16 protein-coding genes and 1 pseudogene are annotated in these 15,978 nt (G+C 46.1%); 9 read left to right on the top strand and 8 right to left on the bottom strand.

Annotation, left to right across the window (positions count from 1 at the left end; translation table 11 throughout):
- Nucleotides 1-69 precede the first annotated feature (69 nt).
- Together QMA35_RS11500 and QMA35_RS11495 are read left to right on the top strand one after the other, a co-directional pair.
- Nucleotides 70-383, top strand: a pseudogene (locus QMA35_RS11500) (helix-turn-helix domain-containing protein); the annotation flags it as partial.
- Between the two features lie 161 nt (nucleotides 384-544).
- A complete protein-coding gene (locus tag QMA35_RS11495) occupies nucleotides 545-1,747 on the top strand; it encodes a hypothetical protein (RefSeq protein ID WP_281647295.1) in 1,203 nt (400 codons plus the stop codon).
- 220 nt (nucleotides 1,748-1,967) lie between these two features.
- Here the strand turns inward: QMA35_RS11495 and QMA35_RS11490 are convergent, their stop codons facing one another.
- Nucleotides 1,968-2,303, bottom strand: coding sequence for a hypothetical protein (locus QMA35_RS11490; RefSeq protein ID WP_281647294.1), 336 nt, complete (start codon nucleotides 2,301-2,303; stop codon nucleotides 1,968-1,970).
- Nucleotides 2,304-2,434: 131 nt separating this feature from the next.
- On the opposite strand from QMA35_RS11490, the gene QMA35_RS11485 reads away from it, so the two are divergent.
- Complete coding sequence (locus tag QMA35_RS11485) at nucleotides 2,435-2,629, top strand: hypothetical protein (protein ID WP_281647293.1); 195 nt, start codon at nucleotides 2,435-2,437, stop codon at nucleotides 2,627-2,629.
- Nucleotides 2,629-3,840: an MFS transporter gene (locus tag QMA35_RS11480; RefSeq protein WP_281647292.1), complete on the top strand. Its 1,212-nt coding sequence runs from the start codon at nucleotides 2,629-2,631 to the stop codon at nucleotides 3,838-3,840. The genes QMA35_RS11485 and QMA35_RS11480 overlap by 1 nt, the downstream gene beginning before the upstream one ends.
- 114 nt (nucleotides 3,841-3,954) lie before the next feature.
- On the opposite strand, the gene QMA35_RS11475 is transcribed toward QMA35_RS11480, so the two are convergent.
- The 4 genes from QMA35_RS11475 to glmU all read right to left on the bottom strand — a co-directional run bounded on the left by QMA35_RS11475 (nucleotide 3,955) and on the right by glmU (nucleotide 8,509).
- Nucleotides 3,955-4,764, bottom strand: a complete 810-nt coding sequence (locus QMA35_RS11475; RefSeq protein ID WP_281647291.1) for an SDR family NAD(P)-dependent oxidoreductase — start codon at nucleotides 4,762-4,764, stop codon at nucleotides 3,955-3,957.
- 15 nt (nucleotides 4,765-4,779) lie between these two features.
- Entirely contained in the window at nucleotides 4,780-5,070 is a 291-nt protein-coding gene (locus QMA35_RS11470) for a putative quinol monooxygenase (RefSeq protein ID WP_281647290.1), read from the bottom strand.
- Between the two features lie 190 nt (nucleotides 5,071-5,260).
- Nucleotides 5,261-7,090, bottom strand: a complete 1,830-nt coding sequence (gene glmS / locus QMA35_RS11465) for a glutamine--fructose-6-phosphate transaminase (isomerizing) (protein ID WP_281647289.1) — start codon at nucleotides 7,088-7,090, stop codon at nucleotides 5,261-5,263.
- A 48-nt stretch (nucleotides 7,091-7,138) separates the two neighbouring features.
- Entirely contained in the window at nucleotides 7,139-8,509 is a 1,371-nt protein-coding gene (gene glmU, locus QMA35_RS11460; RefSeq protein ID WP_281647288.1) for a bifunctional UDP-N-acetylglucosamine diphosphorylase/glucosamine-1-phosphate N-acetyltransferase GlmU, read from the bottom strand.
- A 329-nt stretch (nucleotides 8,510-8,838) separates the two neighbouring features.
- Between glmU and QMA35_RS11455 the strand changes: the two genes are divergently transcribed.
- The 3 genes from QMA35_RS11455 to QMA35_RS11445 all read left to right on the top strand — a co-directional run bounded on the left by QMA35_RS11455 (nucleotide 8,839) and on the right by QMA35_RS11445 (nucleotide 11,079).
- Nucleotides 8,839-9,579, top strand: coding sequence for a helix-turn-helix domain-containing protein (locus tag QMA35_RS11455; protein WP_281647287.1), 741 nt, complete (start codon nucleotides 8,839-8,841; stop codon nucleotides 9,577-9,579).
- Nucleotides 9,580-9,747: an IS1-like element transposase gene (locus QMA35_RS11450; RefSeq protein WP_281647286.1), complete on the top strand. Its 168-nt coding sequence runs from the start codon at nucleotides 9,580-9,582 to the stop codon at nucleotides 9,745-9,747. It begins immediately after the preceding gene.
- Nucleotides 9,748-9,999: 252 nt separating this feature from the next.
- On the top strand, nucleotides 10,000-11,079 hold the full coding sequence (locus tag QMA35_RS11445; RefSeq protein ID WP_281647285.1) for a hypothetical protein: 1,080 nt from the start codon (nucleotides 10,000-10,002) through the stop codon (nucleotides 11,077-11,079).
- Between the two features lie 421 nt (nucleotides 11,080-11,500).
- Here QMA35_RS11445 and QMA35_RS11440 read toward each other — a convergent pair whose 3' ends face one another.
- The gene (locus QMA35_RS11440) at nucleotides 11,501-12,514 is read right to left on the bottom strand and encodes an adenosine kinase (protein ID WP_281647284.1); all 1,014 of its coding nucleotides are present in this window, start codon (nucleotides 12,512-12,514) and stop codon (nucleotides 11,501-11,503) included.
- A 501-nt stretch (nucleotides 12,515-13,015) separates the two neighbouring features.
- Here QMA35_RS11440 and QMA35_RS11435 point away from each other — a divergent pair.
- Complete coding sequence (locus QMA35_RS11435; RefSeq protein WP_281647283.1) at nucleotides 13,016-13,378, top strand: hypothetical protein; 363 nt, start codon at nucleotides 13,016-13,018, stop codon at nucleotides 13,376-13,378.
- 34 nt (nucleotides 13,379-13,412) lie between these two features.
- On the opposite strand, the gene QMA35_RS11430 is transcribed toward QMA35_RS11435, so the two are convergent.
- Nucleotides 13,413-13,952 carry a YaeQ family protein gene (locus QMA35_RS11430; protein WP_281647282.1) on the bottom strand — a complete coding sequence of 180 codons (540 nt, stop codon included), beginning with the start codon at nucleotides 13,950-13,952 and terminating at the stop codon, nucleotides 13,413-13,415.
- A 49-nt stretch (nucleotides 13,953-14,001) separates the two neighbouring features.
- Nucleotides 14,002-15,291 carry a 2-hydroxycarboxylate transporter family protein gene (locus QMA35_RS11425; RefSeq protein WP_281647281.1) on the bottom strand — a complete coding sequence of 430 codons (1,290 nt, stop codon included), beginning with the start codon at nucleotides 15,289-15,291 and terminating at the stop codon, nucleotides 14,002-14,004.
- A gap of 329 nt (nucleotides 15,292-15,620) precedes the next feature.
- Between QMA35_RS11425 and QMA35_RS11420 the strand changes: the two genes are divergently transcribed.
- A complete protein-coding gene (locus QMA35_RS11420) occupies nucleotides 15,621-15,899 on the top strand; it encodes a hypothetical protein (RefSeq protein WP_281647280.1) in 279 nt (92 codons plus the stop codon).
- Nucleotides 15,900-15,978 lie beyond the last annotated feature (79 nt).

The raw sequence follows: 15,978 nt of genomic DNA, 5'->3' as shown, positions 1-15,978 counted from the left end.
AAACAGATTGAATAGCTCGCCTGATGATAGGAGAACGCGCAGAACCTCCAGTGAGTTAGTTCAGACCTAATCAGACAATTGTTCTCTAGAAATGAGAAGGTTGGCCTCCTCAATCTTGCTGATGAACTCGGTAATATCTCCAAAGCCTGCAAGATGATGGGAGTGTCCAAGGACACATTCTACCATTATCGGGACGCAGCGAACTCTGATGGCGTCGAAACCTTGCTGGATAAGCCTCGCCACACTCCAAACATCAATAATAGAGTTGAGCCTGAAACAGAAAAAACTGTTGCCGAATAGGCCATTGAGGAGCCTGCTCATGGTCAGTTCGTGTTTCCAATGAACTGCGCAAGAAAGGTGTTTTTGTTTCCCCTAGCGGGGTCCACCTTAGACTAATGTCTGATTTAAAAGCGTGATCAAAAAACTAAGATTGACTTTATCATAGAAACAAATAATGAAGGTGAGTCTAATGATTGTTAAGAGCTGTCAGTCTTTAGCGCAGAATCCACTGAGAACTTCCACCGACAATAGGAATCTGAGCACTATGAGTGGGGGATCCTACGCTGGCAGGTCAGTTGCCATTGTTCACTCTATTCCGAAGTCTTGTGTTTTGCCTACTCTGCAAGCGTTTTGGCCAAACGCAGGTGTTAATAACGAACCCCAAAGAAGAGAAGTTGTTTCCAACTCTTGTGATTCTACTTCTAAGCCTGAAATGCCTGTTCTTAAAAAGCATAAGAAAAACGTAGGTGCTATCGAACTCAAAAGAAGAGAAGCTGCACGTAACTATCGTGCTTTAGCTTCTGAGATTAAAATTCCTGATCTGCAGCCAATTCCCCAAGATGAGGTTGTTACCACACCCAAGAAAAGAACACTTGAAGCATTGGGTGCCTCTTTGCCCATAGACTTTTCTAGCATACCAGCTCTAGTCTCAATGGATGAGAGCACATCTGGCAGCTGTGATCCAAAGCCTGTTGAAGCCAATAACGCCACACCTCAAATTCATAGCGCCTCCGGGACTACTGGTTTATCCACTCAGACAGAGCGAACTCCAATGAATTTTGATAGCCCTGAGTTATGTGAACGGAAGTACCCTGGCACAAAAAATTTAACGATGGAAGACATTAAAAATGTCAGGAAAAGGAGAGAAGAGATGCTTCTCAGTTGTATTAGCGCATTACAACAATGGGAGAACCTTGATTCTTTCGCAAAGATGTTCGAGGAAGATCTTCAGAAGCTTTCTGAAAAGCTTGGTGAGGGAACCAGAATGTATGAACTTGCCATAATTGAACGTCTACGACACCATTATACTGCGCTCATAGTCGAGTTATGGAAAAAAGGACGGGGTTTTATTAGTGAGTTTCAAACTCTTCACCAAGCATTGATATCAGAAACCAAGGCGACCTTAAACAAAAAAGGGATAGTCCCTGCACTTAGCAGTTTGAATAGTAAAATGCAGGCAGCTGCTAAAAACTATAGTGCTGTTTGTAAGGTTATAAATATTGCATATGTTGATGCTGAGGAATTGTATGTAGAAAAAGAACCTGGGCTGTATAGCGGAGTTAAATTTCGTAAAATATTGACGGTCAACCCAGAAACATTAACGGGAAACCACAAGGTATTGCCTTATGTATCTATACACGACCACTTTGATATTCTGAAATCATTTTTGGCACAGCAACAGGTTTCAACACGAACTTCTATGATTGCTCGTACTATCAGAGAATCACATCGGCCACGCCCTTATTAAAAGCGCCAACCAGTAGAGAGTATGGCTAAGTTACTGATATGCGATTATTTTTATTTGCAGTATTACTGTGAGATCCGCTATTACTGCAGTTTAATATTGCCGGTTTTTTCACTTAATCAAAAATCATAATGATGTAACAGAAAAAAAAGAGTGAGATGAACTAAAACCTGAATAATATTGCTGCGGGTAGATGAGAAATAAACCTGGGAAACAAAAAGTGTTAACAGCAGAAGAACGGAATCAACATTGTTAAGGGAATCAGTACAGCAAGAAAGGTATTAGCTCCCTGAAGATTAAAACTCTGCTCCACACGCCCAAATCCACCGAGCAGTAGTGATAGCCCGACAAGGCCATTCAGTACAATCATCAGCACTGAAAACATCATATCCCGGCCCAGCGTCGGGTTATGAGCAGCGGTCAGCATCACCGCTGAAATCATTATGACCTCAATACTGATTACCGAGATAGTCAGGATTAAAGTACCAAATGGTTCTCCCAGTCGTACCGCAAGGCCACCGGCATGCCGAACTACTCCAAACGCTGACCAGAGCATCATAAAAACAGGTCGATCAAAGACATAGCATTTTTCCGAAAGGCACCAGGGAGCGTTAGGAACGAGCAAATACCAATAGTTACTCCCCTTGTATTTGGATACTATCCCGCGCCTTCCTGACTCTGAGAGGCGCAATGTCTTCCCAATCTTTACTTGCTCAACTTTTGAGAATGCTCTTACTGCTGAGCCTGACATTGGTTGCTGTTCATAATTCTCCGGTTTTTCTGGACTCTCTCACCAGAAGTGCCGTTAACGCCGGCTGCCATCAGCAGGAAAACATGCACCATCAGATGTCTGGTTCCATGGATCACTCCGAGCACCATCATTAATGAGTATTTTTCGATTCCCCCTTCTTGTCTGGTTTGGTATTGCCATACTGATTTTCAGCCTTGGTATTCGCCAGTCTTTCGGTATTTTTATGATGCCGATATCCGAAACATTTAACACAGGGCGGGAATTTTTCAGCCTTGCTATCGCCTTCCAGAATCTTCTGTTTGGTATGTTCCAGCCATTTGTTGGCATGGCTGCCGACTGCTGGGGAGCACACCGCGTTATTTCTCTCGGTGCTCTTGCTTACGCAGCTGGGTTATATCTGACATCTGTCGCCTCTCAGCCTGAGTGGCTGTACCTTTCCCTGGGAGCATTGGTTGGCTTAGGGTTGAGTTGCACCAGTTATGTGATTGTTCTCGGAGCAGTTGCCAAGGTTGTTCCTGCCCAGCACACCGCTAAAGCTTTTGGCCTGACCACTGCAGCCGGTTCTTTCGGTATGTTTGCCGTGATTCCCGGAGCAGAAGCCTTGCTGAGTAACTTTGACTGGCAAACTACTTTGCAGGTTTTTGCACTGGCATGCAGTGTAATGGTGGCTTTCGCCTGCTTTATGAAAACCAGCCAGAGTCAGGGTACCACTGCAAAAGCAGCGGAGAATGAACCTAAAACTGTTAAACAGGCTTTGCAGGAAGCTTTTGCCCACAAAGGTTACTGGCTTATTCACGCCGGTTTTTTCGTGTGCGGCTTCCACGTGATGTTTATTGCCACCCACTTGCCCAGCTATCTTGCAGACAAAGGTTTGGAAGCGTCATCCGCAGCCATGGCGCTGGCTTATGTTGGCGTATTTAACATCTTCGGTTCTTACTTCTGGGGGTTGATGGGCGACAGGTATGACAAACGTTATGTTATGACCGCCTTGTATGTGGCAAGAACCCTGGTGATTGCCAGCTTTATAACTCTGCCAGTAACCAACAGCACAGCCACACTGTTTGGCGCGGCTATTGGTTTTTGCTGGCTGGGTACTGTTCCACTGACGTCTGGTCTCGTTCGCCAGATTTTCGGTGCTCGCTATCTTTCCACGCTGTATGGACTGGTCTTCCTAACTCACCAGGTTGGCAGCTTTCTGGGAGCCTGGGCAGGCGGTCGTATCTACGACTATTACGGAACCTATGAACCCATCTGGTGGTCCACGGTTGTTCTGGCATTTTTGGCCGCTCTCTTACATTTGCCAATCAACACCAAGCCCGTTATTCGTTTAGCTCCAGCAATATAGCTATTGGAGAGGCCAATGCTTCTCCAGCACTGGAACTGAACGACCAAGGCCAGATTACCCCTCTAGCGGCCTAACTCTCTGTTTCCCCCCGAGAAAACTCGGGGGGTTATGAAGTTAATCTCTGGCCAAAACCGCCTCAATGCGTTCAACAACCTTCTGGCATTTTTCAACACTCAATGCGTCTGCATGTGGATCAGAAAATCGCCCAATATCGTTATCAAAATACAATCCATTGGCTTCAGAAAACTCGTCAGAGAGTGCTGCGCGGCAGAGAATATCCACACCAATGCTCAAATCTTTTCCAGCCATGCCGTAAGCGTCTTTCACCATCTTACTTCCCAGAAACGACGCTGGATTTATCGCCACAATCAAAGATCCAGTGTCTTTTAATGATTGCGCCATATGCCGGGACCACATTGTGATAGCCAGCTTGCTCTGGGCGTAAGCATCACTGTCTGATAACGAAAGTAAATCCTTCCCAACCAGAGCATTTAAATTCACGGGCGCTTGAGCGGCGGAGGAAATATTTACCACTCGGCCAGTGATACCAAGAATGGATAACAGCTGTTGAGTCAGCAAATATGGAGCAATGGTGTTCACAGCAAAACGGACATCTAAACCATCCTGTGTCACCGGGCTTGGTGTTTTGTAAACACCAGCATTATTGATCACAACATCCAGCTTTTTGTGTTTCGCAATTACGGCCTGAGCAAGCACTTTCACATCAGCCAAACGAGAAAGGTCGGCAACATAGCTCTCAACCATTCCCGTTTCTGATAGAGAAGAAAGGGCGTTCTCAACATCTTGCAGTTTGGACGCGTTACGACCATGAAGCAAAACATAGTGCCCTTGTGACACCAAAGCTTTGGCTGTTTCCAGACCGATACCATCAGTCGCGCCAGTTAGCAGAATAATCTTCTGCACTATAGACTCTCCTTGTTAACCAACCTGACTCATTTCATTAACGATGAACGACTCTACAGCTCCTTCGGTCGCTGCCAGATAATCTTTCAGGTGTTGCGTATCCATGTGTTTCTGCCAGTGTTCCCGGGATGCCCAGTTCTCATAAAACATAAAATGGGCAGGGTTTTCGTTATCCTGATGTAAGTCGTAGTTAATACAACCTTCTTCCGCTTGGGTAACCGCAATAAGCTTTACCAACTCACTCTTCACTAACTCTACTTTTTCTGTGCTGGCGATGATATTGGCAACAATTGTGAGGTGAGGCATACGACGCTCCTGATAAATAACTGGGTGGGAGTGTAGGTGCTGGTACTCCAATGAAAAGCCATATGATTTTGGAATCATTATCCAAATCTATTAGATAACTATTTACACCTCATAAAAAAGCTCCGCAGGTAGAACCCACAGGAGCTTAATAAGAGTTACCTTGATTCGAAATTTTAAAGCGACTTAAACATCACTCAACAGTAACAGATTTTGCGAGATTTCGAGGCTGATCGACATCTGTGCCTTTAATCAACGCAACATCGTAAGAGAGCAGCTGAAGAGGTAAAGTGTAGATTATCGGGGCAACCCAATGACTCACTTCGATCAGGTTAATAACCTTTACACCTTCGGCGGCAACCAGGCGGGAGTGAGGATCTGCAAACACATAAAGCTGGCCACCACGTGCGCGGACTTCTTCCATATTGGATTTCAGTTTTTCCAGCAGTTCGTTGTTAGGAGCAACAACGACTACAGGCATATCGCCGTCTATCAGCGCCAATGGACCGTGCTTCAACTCCCCTGCCGCATAAGCTTCTGCATGAATGTAAGAAATTTCCTTCAGCTTCAATGCGCCCTCCATAGCAATGGGGAACATAGTGCCACGGCCCAGAAACAGGCTGTGATGCTTATCGGAAAAGTCTTCAGACATTTCAGTGATGGCATCTTTTTGCTTCAGTACCTCCTGAATAGCTGCAGGCAGGCTGCGCAGGTCATTTACGATATTTGCTTCTACCTCTTCACTCATAAGGTTACGGCATCGGGCAACGGCAGTTACCAGCATCAGCAAAGAAGTCAGCTGAGTTGTAAACGCTTTCGTGGAAGCCACTCCAATTTCAGCACCAGCCCGGGTCATAAACGCCATATCCGATTCACGGACCATGGAAGAACCTGGCACGTTACAGATAGTCAGACTGTGTTTAAAACCCTGCTCCTTTGCCAAACGCAGAGCAGCCAGAGTGTCAGCTGTTTCTCCAGACTGGGAGATAGTGACAAACAGACAATCGTCAGGAACAAATGCTTTGCGATAACGAAACTCGGAAGCAATTTCTACACGACAGGGAATGCCCATATCTTCAAACCAGTTGCGTGCAACCATTCCAGCGTTATAGCTGGTACCGCAAGCAATCAACTGAACCGCTCTGGTTTTCTCGAAAATTTCACGGGCATTGTGGCCAAATGCTTCAACAGAAACACGGCTGTCACTCAGGCGTCCTTCCAGCGTGTTTGCTACAGAGCTTGGCTGCTCAAAGATTTCTTTGAGCATATGATGGCGATATTCACCTTTATCGCTGGCCTCATGATCAAGATCACAATCCACCAGCTCGCGCTCTACCGGGTTACCGTTGGCATCAAAGATGGACACCGTTTCCCGGGTAATATCCGCAACATCACCCTCTTCCAGATACTGGAAACGGTGGGTCACTGGCAGCAGAGCCAGCTGGTCAGAACCTACATAGTTTTCACCAATGCCCTGGCCAATAACCAGCGGGCTGCCAGAACGTGCAACGACCATGTGGTTTGGCTCACGACGATCAATAATCACTGTTCCGTAAGCGCCATCCAATTGAGCAACCGTACTTTGCAGAGCAGCCAGCAGAGAATCATTGCTTTTGCGCTCATGGTGAATCAGGTGCGCAATCACTTCCGTGTCGGTATCAGATTCAAAGGTGTAGCCCAGCTCTTTCAGCTGCTTACGCAGTTCTTCGTGATTCTCAATAATACCGTTGTGCACAACGGCAATATCGCCAGAGACATGAGGGTGAGCGTTGCGTTCAGTAGGCTCACCATGGGTTGCCCAGCGAGTATGGGCAATACCAGTTCCACCCTGAACGTGTTCCTTCGCTAGAGCGTCTGCCAGCTGCTGTACTTTACCTGTACGACGCAGGCGCCCCATAACACCTTCTTTATCGAGAACAGCGAGGCCAGCAGAATCATAGCCACGATATTCCAGACGCTTCAGCCCTTCTACCAGAATAGGAGCCACATCCCTTTGTGCTACTGCACCAACAATTCCACACATGTCGTTTACCTTAAACTATAAAAACTGGTTTTCTGATGGAAGAATCTATTAAGACTTCTTCACTGGCTTCTGCCAGCCTGGAATGTTGCGCTGCTTTCCGCGGGCAACACCGAGATGTCCATCGGGAACTTCTGCCGTTACAGTGGAACCAGCTCCAACAACAGCGTCCTTACCAATGGTGACCGGAGCTACCAAAGCAGTATTTGAGCCAATAAATGCACCATCGGCGATGGTGGTTTTGAATTTGTTGGCGCCATCATAGTTACAGGTGATTGTTCCTGCTCCAATATTTACACCTTCACCGACTTCAGCATCGCCTACATAACTCAGATGGTTTACTTTACTGCCTTTACCAATGTGAGCTTTTTTGGTTTCAACGAAGTTGCCAACCTTGGCTTTATTCTCAAGACGAGTACCTGGGCGGAGTCGTGCAACAGGGCCAACATCGCAGCCTTCGCCAACAGCAGCATTCTCAATAATGGTGTTGGATTTAATGACTGTACCTGCACCAATTACGGCATTTTTGATATGACAGTTCGGGCCAATCTGAACACCATCCCCAAGTTCCACTTCACCTTCAAAAACACAGTTAATGTCGATAACAACATCGTGGCCTGCGGTGAGCCTGCCGCGAATATCGATACGGGCAGGATCAAGCAAAGTCACACCATCAACCATCAACTGTTCCGCTTGTCGTAACTGAATCAAACGCTCCAGTTGAGCTTGTTGCATGCGATTATTAACACCCTGCACTTCCATTTCACTGCCAGGCCTGGCGCTGACAACAGGTGTACCTTCTTCAACAGCCATGGCCACGATATCCGTAAGGTAATATTCACCCTGAGCATTGTTGTTGTTCAGATTACCCAGCCATTCGGAAACCCGTGAGCCAGGTATTGCCATAATTCCGGTGTTAGTTTCGGTAATGGCTTTCTGTTCAGGGGAAGCATCTTTATCTTCCACAATGGCCTGAATCGCTCCCTGTGCATCACGAACGATGCGGCCGTAACCACTAGGGTTTTCCAAATCAACGGTGAGAAGAGCCAGGTTCTTTCCATCACAAGCAGAAACCAGAGATTGCAGCGTGCTGGAGCGGATCATGGGAACATCGCCATATAGAACCAATACAACATCAGCTCCTTCACAGGCAGGGGCGGCCTGCATAACCGCATGACCTGTGCCCAACTGTTCAGTTTGCTCAACCCAGTTCACCTGGGCCTGAGCCAAACGTTCACGAACCTGACCAGCTCCGTGACCAATCACCACATGAATATTGTTTTGGCCGCCCAGGGTTTGCTCAGCGGCACCAATCACATGCTCCAGCATGGATCGCCCGGCAATGGGGTGAAGAACCTTGGGAAGGGAAGATTTCATCCGGCTGCCTTGTCCGGCTGCCAAAATAATTACATTTGTATTCATACAGATTTCCATTCTGCCCACACTTTTGGAACGCATGAACAGATGCATCAAAACAAAAAAGCCCGGCACTGGCCGCTTTCCATTGATTTTAGCCCCTGTTAAATCAGGGCAATTAAGGCAATGGAAAACACCCGGTGCAGAGCGGTAAACGTCACAACAACATTGTAGGAGCTGATCGCTGGGAGCAGTCCTCTGTCATCGCATTACTGACAAAGCGAAAAAGCAACACGCAATTTAGTCTTATATTTTTTTCAAACAACCCTTTTTGTCATAAATTTTTTGACAAAAAAGTATACACTTATCAGTTCATGGATAAAGCTGTACTCCCTATGAATTTAAATACACTGCAGCAGCTTGGAATGTCGGAACGGGAAATCACTTTGTACCTGTCTCTGTTCCAGTTAGGCCCTTCATCAATCCGGGAGATTGCCAGCCATACCGGCATTAACCGTGGCACAACTTATGAAAGCCTGAAACAAATGGCTGCCAGAGGGGTGATAAGCTACGCCCCGAAAGGAAAGCGGAGGGTATTTCGAGCAGAAGATCCTGACAAACTGTTACTGCTTGCAGAAGAAAAAAAAGCCGCTCTTGAACAAACAATAGATTCCCTGAAAACCGACATTATTCCAGGCCTTCATCATCTGAAGCCTGATTTTACAGCGGGTAATGTACGCTTTTATGAGGGAGATGATGGTATTGAGTTTGTGCTCAAAGATATTCTGGCAACTGTCAGCAAACAGCCTGACAAAGAATATTGTGTATTTTCCACCAAAAGTATTCGCCATCACCTGTATCGCCCCTTTCCCAATTACACCTTGCAGCGGGTAAGACAAAAGATAAATGTGAGGGTAATCGCTTTAGGAGAGGGTGGCGAAGATGCTGAGTACTCAGAGCGTAAGTGGCTGAAAACCGATGGGCCGGTAGATGCCAGTTACATTGCTATCTACCCACCCAAGGTTGCCATGATCTCTATGGCTTCAGAGAATTACCCAGTCGCTACTGTGATGGAATCGGCAGATATTGCACGCTCCCAGAAGATCGTATTTGATACGCTTTGGGGCTTTCTTTAGGTGCATTTAAAAGTAGGTGCATTTAAAAGTTTCCAGAGAAGCTTTGTCTACAAGGGCAACCAGCCAAGTGTTCAGGATCGAATTGTCGATATGGCAATGAATGGCTCTGATGTTCGTGACACCAGCCGAATACTGGGTATCAGCCAGAATACAGTCATCAAGCGTTGAAAAAACTCTCGCCAAGAGAGGTAACCAGCCTGCCTTTTGAAAAGGCCAGGAAACCCTCTGTCAACTGGATGAGCAATGGAGCTTTGTTGGAAATAAACAGAGTAGAAGCAATTAAAAATCCTTCCACACAACTGAAAACAAAAGCTTACAAAACAGCCTGTCTCTCCAATAGCAGATACAGAACTATCGTCTAGTCTTTCTGCTTGCGTGGGCATTCAGCCCTCACCCTTTTGTCTGTACGGAGTGAAAGCTATGCCCAAAAACCATCTACCAAAACTATCTCTCGTTACGGCAGCTGTTCTTGCCGTAACAGTTCAACTCTCCGAGGCTGACGACGCTTCAAGCCAGATTTCAACCGCAGTATCTATCGCTCCCGTAGAATCTGTTGCCCCAGTAGAACAGGCTGAACCTTCCAATTTTCAGGACTACATAAAAGAATCCCGAAAGGCTGAAGAGGAGATGAAGAAGTCTCTGGAAGTAAAGGATACTATTTTTGGGATTCCGGTTCTTGGCAATGACAAATCTGAGCCTGAAGTCATTAAAAGAAGCGCTGAGACGTTGAAACGGATTCTTGATCTGAATAACGATGGCGAAGCCGATAACCCTGAGCTTGTTCAGTATATGGCTAATCATAATTTCAGAGTGGTCGTTGCTGGCTCACCCCATGATCTGGGTAACCTTGACCCAGATGACTTTACCGATAGCACAACAGCTGAAATCTCCGGTAAAGGTTTGAATACAGACAGTTATCTGATGGAAAATCTGGGAATTGTTTCTGATGCGTATTTAGCGTTGTTAAAGGAAAAAGCCAAAGACAGCCTGGAAGCCAAAGAAGAACTTGCCAGCCTTGAAAAAGCGATCGCCCAATTAAAAGACAACGGTCTGAATATGGGTGACGATGACGACCAAACTTCTACCTCTCAAGCCGATGAAGAGGAAGGTGATGACTCAGCAGATTACATAGTTATGGGTGAGCTTATTCTCAGCGGGCAGTTCCCTACTATCTATGACCGCCTTACTGGAGTCATTCGCTTAGCAGTACAACACTCCAATGAAGCCAAAGGCAAAGATATTCAAGATAAAGATATTGAATATCTCATCCCTAACTCTCTTAAGAAGCTAAGAGCTTACACGCCTGAAAGCTTCCAGAATGATAACCCCTTGCTCTGTGAATGGTTGAGTAGACATTCTTTGTCTGCCCCTGTCGTTGATCTGGAGAAGGTTGAAATTGTGCTGGATAAAGAAACTATCAGTGATCTTAATGACGATTCTGACGATGACGAAAAAGACTCTTCAAAGGAGAGCGATACCCAAACAACAACCAACGTTTAGTGGTAGAAAACAAAAACAGCTGCCTATAGGGGTAAATTGTAAGAAATATCCCACAGACGACAGTGGTTATAACGACTTACCATCTAATGGAATCAAACATATTCTATATGTGCAGGTTCGCCAAGGGATTTGGTAAAAGGAAGCTAGGTAAGGCTCCTGCTTGTTCTCGTTAAAGAACATTAGGAATATGTTGCAAAGGATTTGCAGCACTGGTTAAGGAAAGACCGAAGATCAGGACGATCTTATACAAGGAACACGGATCAGTGGGCTTAGTAAGGATGCCGAGCCCGTAGATCACCCTCTTAAAAAACCCACTCTTTTTTCGCTTCGATTCTTCTTACGACAACAATCGTTTTTAGCGTTATTTCTCGGCTCTTCATAGAGCGCCCAGTTTGCACTGAACGCCCCACACACTATTTAGTTAAGCAAGAACGTTTGTCAGAATTTCTTCGTATTTCACTGGATCAAGACGAGGGCCGTAAGCAGACACAACATAAGCAGATGCCATGCTGGCAAGTTCACCTGCCTTTTCAAAACCGTGACCTGCCGTCAAACCGTGAAGGAAAGCTCCGGCAAACATATCGCCAGCACCATTAGTATCAACAACTTTCTCCACCTGGTAAGGAGCAATCTGAATAAACTTTGAACCATCAAAAACCAGCGCGCCTTTCTTGCCTAGAGTAATGGCAAAAGTACGGGCTGTTTTCTTTAGAAATTCAACCGCTTCATCCAGGTCTTCAGTTTTGGCCCACTCCAGTGCTTCTTTCTTGTTACAGAACAGTAGATCAACACCGTCGCCAATCATCTGTTCCAGACCTTCACGGAAGAAAGTCACCATGCCAGGGTCGGAAAGGCTCAGAGCAGTTTTTACACCGTTCTCTTTGGCAATTCTGTGCGCTTCCACAGCTGCGGCACGGCCTGTTTCTGAAGTGACCTGATAACCCTCAATATAAAGGTATTCAGAAGCTTTGATAGCTTCGGCATCAAGTTCGCGAGCTGAGAGGGTTTCGCTGATTCCCAGAAAGGTGTTCATAGAACGTTCTGCATCAGGGGTAATCAGAACCAGGCACTTGCCGGTAATGCCATCGTTTTCTTCCAGACTGCAGGTTGCAACACCAGCATCGTTCATATCCTTGAGATAGAACTGACCATTGTCATCATTGGCGACTCGGCTGGAATAAAACACATCACTACCGAAATAACTGGCTGCAATGGCGGTGTTGGCACCAGAACCACCACTGGCCCTTCGGGAATGAACAAGATGGTCTTTCAGCGCTTCCATCAATTCATGGCGACGATCGGTATCAACCAATGTCATCATGCCCTTTTCTACGCCGTTGGCTGCGAGAAAGGCATCATCAACCTCAATCTCGGTATCAACCAGTGCCGCGCCCATACCGTAGATGTGATAGCTCTTCATGTCGTGTTTTTGCATAAACGAAATCAGAAGGGAATGCCTTTCAGTAAATACTTAAAGAAAGTGTTTATGAAAACCAGCCCTTGGTAGCTCAGTCAGCTTAGGTTGTCTGGAAGCCTGCCGGAAGAAATCTCGTTCCGGTGGACCAAACAGGTAAAGTTATCACAACTGAGTTTGTTGTTTTTATCCCGATGACTACTGTTTTGTTGTTTTTATAGCCAACGATACCCATAAAAAACGCAACCATACCCGAAACCGAAAACCGGCTTTAAACATGATTGCGTTACCTCTGTATGTAATTCTACCCAAAGAGCTTCGCTGAGCAAAACTCACTCAAGTTGAAAGAATTACACTACAGCCCAGAGCTCCCTTCGCACGCTACTCCTAACCTCTCTGGCCCCTCAGACAGCTCTCCAAAAGAAGGCAAACGAAGCCTCACAGTCCCAGCCAATAAAGAAGACAGCTCCTCTCGTAGACACAGAAGAAGGTTTAGCTCTCTTTGTCGAAAAAATTAGACCCTTGCTTGATTGTGGTCGTCTAGATATTGCTGAAACTCTTGTCGGTACAATTACTGCCGTTGCTTATCCATACAGAGATACTCCATTAAGCCAAAAGCTAGACGAGCCAAGAAAAGACATGCCGTTTTTGGATTGCCTTACACTGGATGTTCTTGCTAGAGATAAAAGCCTTGGGCCTTACTCCCTCGAGATAATGGAACAGGAGGGTTGGGGAAAAAGCCTTGTAGAAGGCTCATCTGAAAAAACGGCTAGTTCAAAGGCTACAACTCCAAGAAAATCTCCAAGAAAGCCTCCAAGGACCATAAGCTCAGATTATCCCTATCCAAAACCTGAAAAAAGATACAATCTTAGAAAAAAGAGTTGAGGTTATAGGGCCTGTTCCACAGGCTCTATACATATCAATCACTCCAGCATTCCAGTGAGATATCCACCACTCCATTATTGCTACTAAACATGATTTCTCCGTCTTGAATCGTGCACTGTAAATCCATAGTACGCTCAGTATGTTCTGCCATTGCAGACACTTGCTCTTCCGGAATAAAGAAAACAGTCAGATTGGAGAAGCGGCGGAGTACCGCTTTATTCTGTTCACGCCACACCGGCGCAGCCCTATCACCGTAAGCGTACATAAACACCTGTTCTGATTGGTTACAGGCTTTACGCATACGACGTTCATCAGGAAGGCCAACTTCAATCCAGGTTTTTACCCCACCGACCAGATCTTTTTCCCAGATATCCGCTTCATCTTCAGCACTTAATCCGCGAGTAAATTGCAGGTCATCAGTAGCATTCAGAGCAAACGCGAGAATACGAACCATCATTCGCTCATCATTTTCTGAAGGGTGACGAGCCGTAGTTAATGAGTGAGTTTGGTAATAGCCACGATCCATATCGGCTATTTGCAATTCTGCTTTGAATATCGTGGCTTTCAGCGCCATGAGTTCCGCCTAAAGTGGGCTTGAAAGCCGCATATTCTATGCCTTTCAATCATCCATACATACTGAAAAATACAGCACCTATGGCAAGAATAATTCCACCTCCTAAACGTGAGGATATCTGGGCATAAGATAGAAGTTTCATACGGTTTGCAGCGGCCAGCACCTCGATATCTCCTGAGCCTCCCCGGTTTGCCATACACAACCCCGCGGAAATAGCAGATTCAATTTCATAGAAGCCAAACAGCCTGCCTCCGATAGCCCCGCCTAAAATTGCGCCCACAACAATCAAAGCTGAAACAAAAATTGTTGTTGGGTTAATAGCTGCGATAATTTCTTCCATGCTTGTGTAAGCAACCCCAACTCCCACCATTAATACCCACAGCAGTTCATTACTGAAGAAATCAGCCACTCGCCGAGCACCGCTGCGTAACGACAAAGGAACAAGACCAGAAACATTCAGGGCAGCCACCAGTAGAACCAGCCAAGCGTAACGATGAATCTGCACATCACCAAAACCGGGTAAAAACACCTTGGCGAACAGTTCAGCCAACACATAAAACACTACTGCCAGAATCAAGCCACCAACCAAATCAGCCGAGGTGTATTTACCATCATTTTCAACATTGTTTTCTTCAGCGCTACTTCCACGAACCAGAAGCCCTTCACCACTCAGGTTGGGGTAACGTTTACCAAGCCGGTCTAAAAGAGAGGACGCCAGAATACTGAGAATATTGGCAATAGTCAGAATGGAAATCGCTTTCGAGTAATAAATATCCCTCGGCTGCCCCGTGGCAGATTCATAAATTTCTGAGAGAGGAATAGCTCCGGCTCCATTTCCACCACCCATAATAGGCAGAACATAAAGCATAATGATCTCTTCTGGAGCAATTCCCACTAGAAGCCCTGCCATAATTCCAAGAACAGCAGCACCCGTTACAGCCAGCAAAATCGCCGGAATGTAACCAACCAGTGAACGAACCAGCATACTTTTTTGAATGGCCAGAATGTTCCCGAAAATCAAAACAGCTATAAACAGATCTATATACTGGCTGCCTTTAATTAGCCCAGTAATGGCCGTTATTTCCCTATCTGTCAGCCACCCCATATAAACCATTCCAGCCGCCCCCAGGAAAACCAGAATTGGGCCACCACCTATATATTTATTCCAAATAGGAAGGCGATTTCCAATCTCTCCGAGCACGGCTCCTATCACCAGACAAATAGCCAGAGCCCCAGGCAACCCTGATGGCAATACATTGTAATAATGGGCAAGAAGAAGAGTAACTATTGCGCCGAGAAGCAATCCTGCTGGCAAACCAAGAATTCGGGGTAATGTCATATACGCCTCCAGAAAGGTGAAGGCTATTAAAGTAGACTGTATTTAAGGTCTATCACTGAAACTCGTGATGTATATCAACCTCCCCAGTCTCCCCAAATTAAGCATTTGGGTTACATCACCTCAGCAATTACGAAGAACTGTTACTTTCTGGAAACTGAGTCAATCCGTCTGAGGCGCGCCCTTATGTCCGAGCACAACCGTCTTTCCAAAATTTATACCCGCACAGGCGACAAAGGAGAAACCAGTCTGGGTGAAGGCCGTCGGGTACCCAAAGACCATGCTCGAATGGAAGCTATCGGTACTGTCGATGAACTGAACTGCTGGAGCCGTTGCTTGAAATCCAGCATCGTTTGTTCGATGCCGGTGCTGAACTGGCTATGCCCGGTTGGCAAATTATTCAGGACGAGCATGTCGACAACCTCGAAGTCCTGGTCGACCCGTTCAACGCAAACCTCCCTCTGGAGAACTTTATTCTGCCCGGTTGTTCTTCCCAAACCTGCTATTTCCATATGGTTCGCACAACAGCCCGCCGCGCCGAGCGCCGCATTATTACAGCCAGAAGCGAAGGCGAAGAGATCAACGCGCCGCTAGCAGCCTGTCGGACTTAAAGCGTCAATCAAGATAGAATCGAACATCCAGTTGCAGTGGCGTCAAGCTCTATGAATAAATGGATATTCAAACCCGTTG

The sequence above is a fragment of the Parendozoicomonas sp. Alg238-R29 genome (assembly GCF_947331445.1).
Lineage (GTDB): Bacteria > Pseudomonadota > Gammaproteobacteria > Pseudomonadales > Endozoicomonadaceae > Sansalvadorimonas.
Note: the sequence above shows the minus strand (reverse complement) of the source record. Positions and strands in the feature narration are given on the sequence as shown.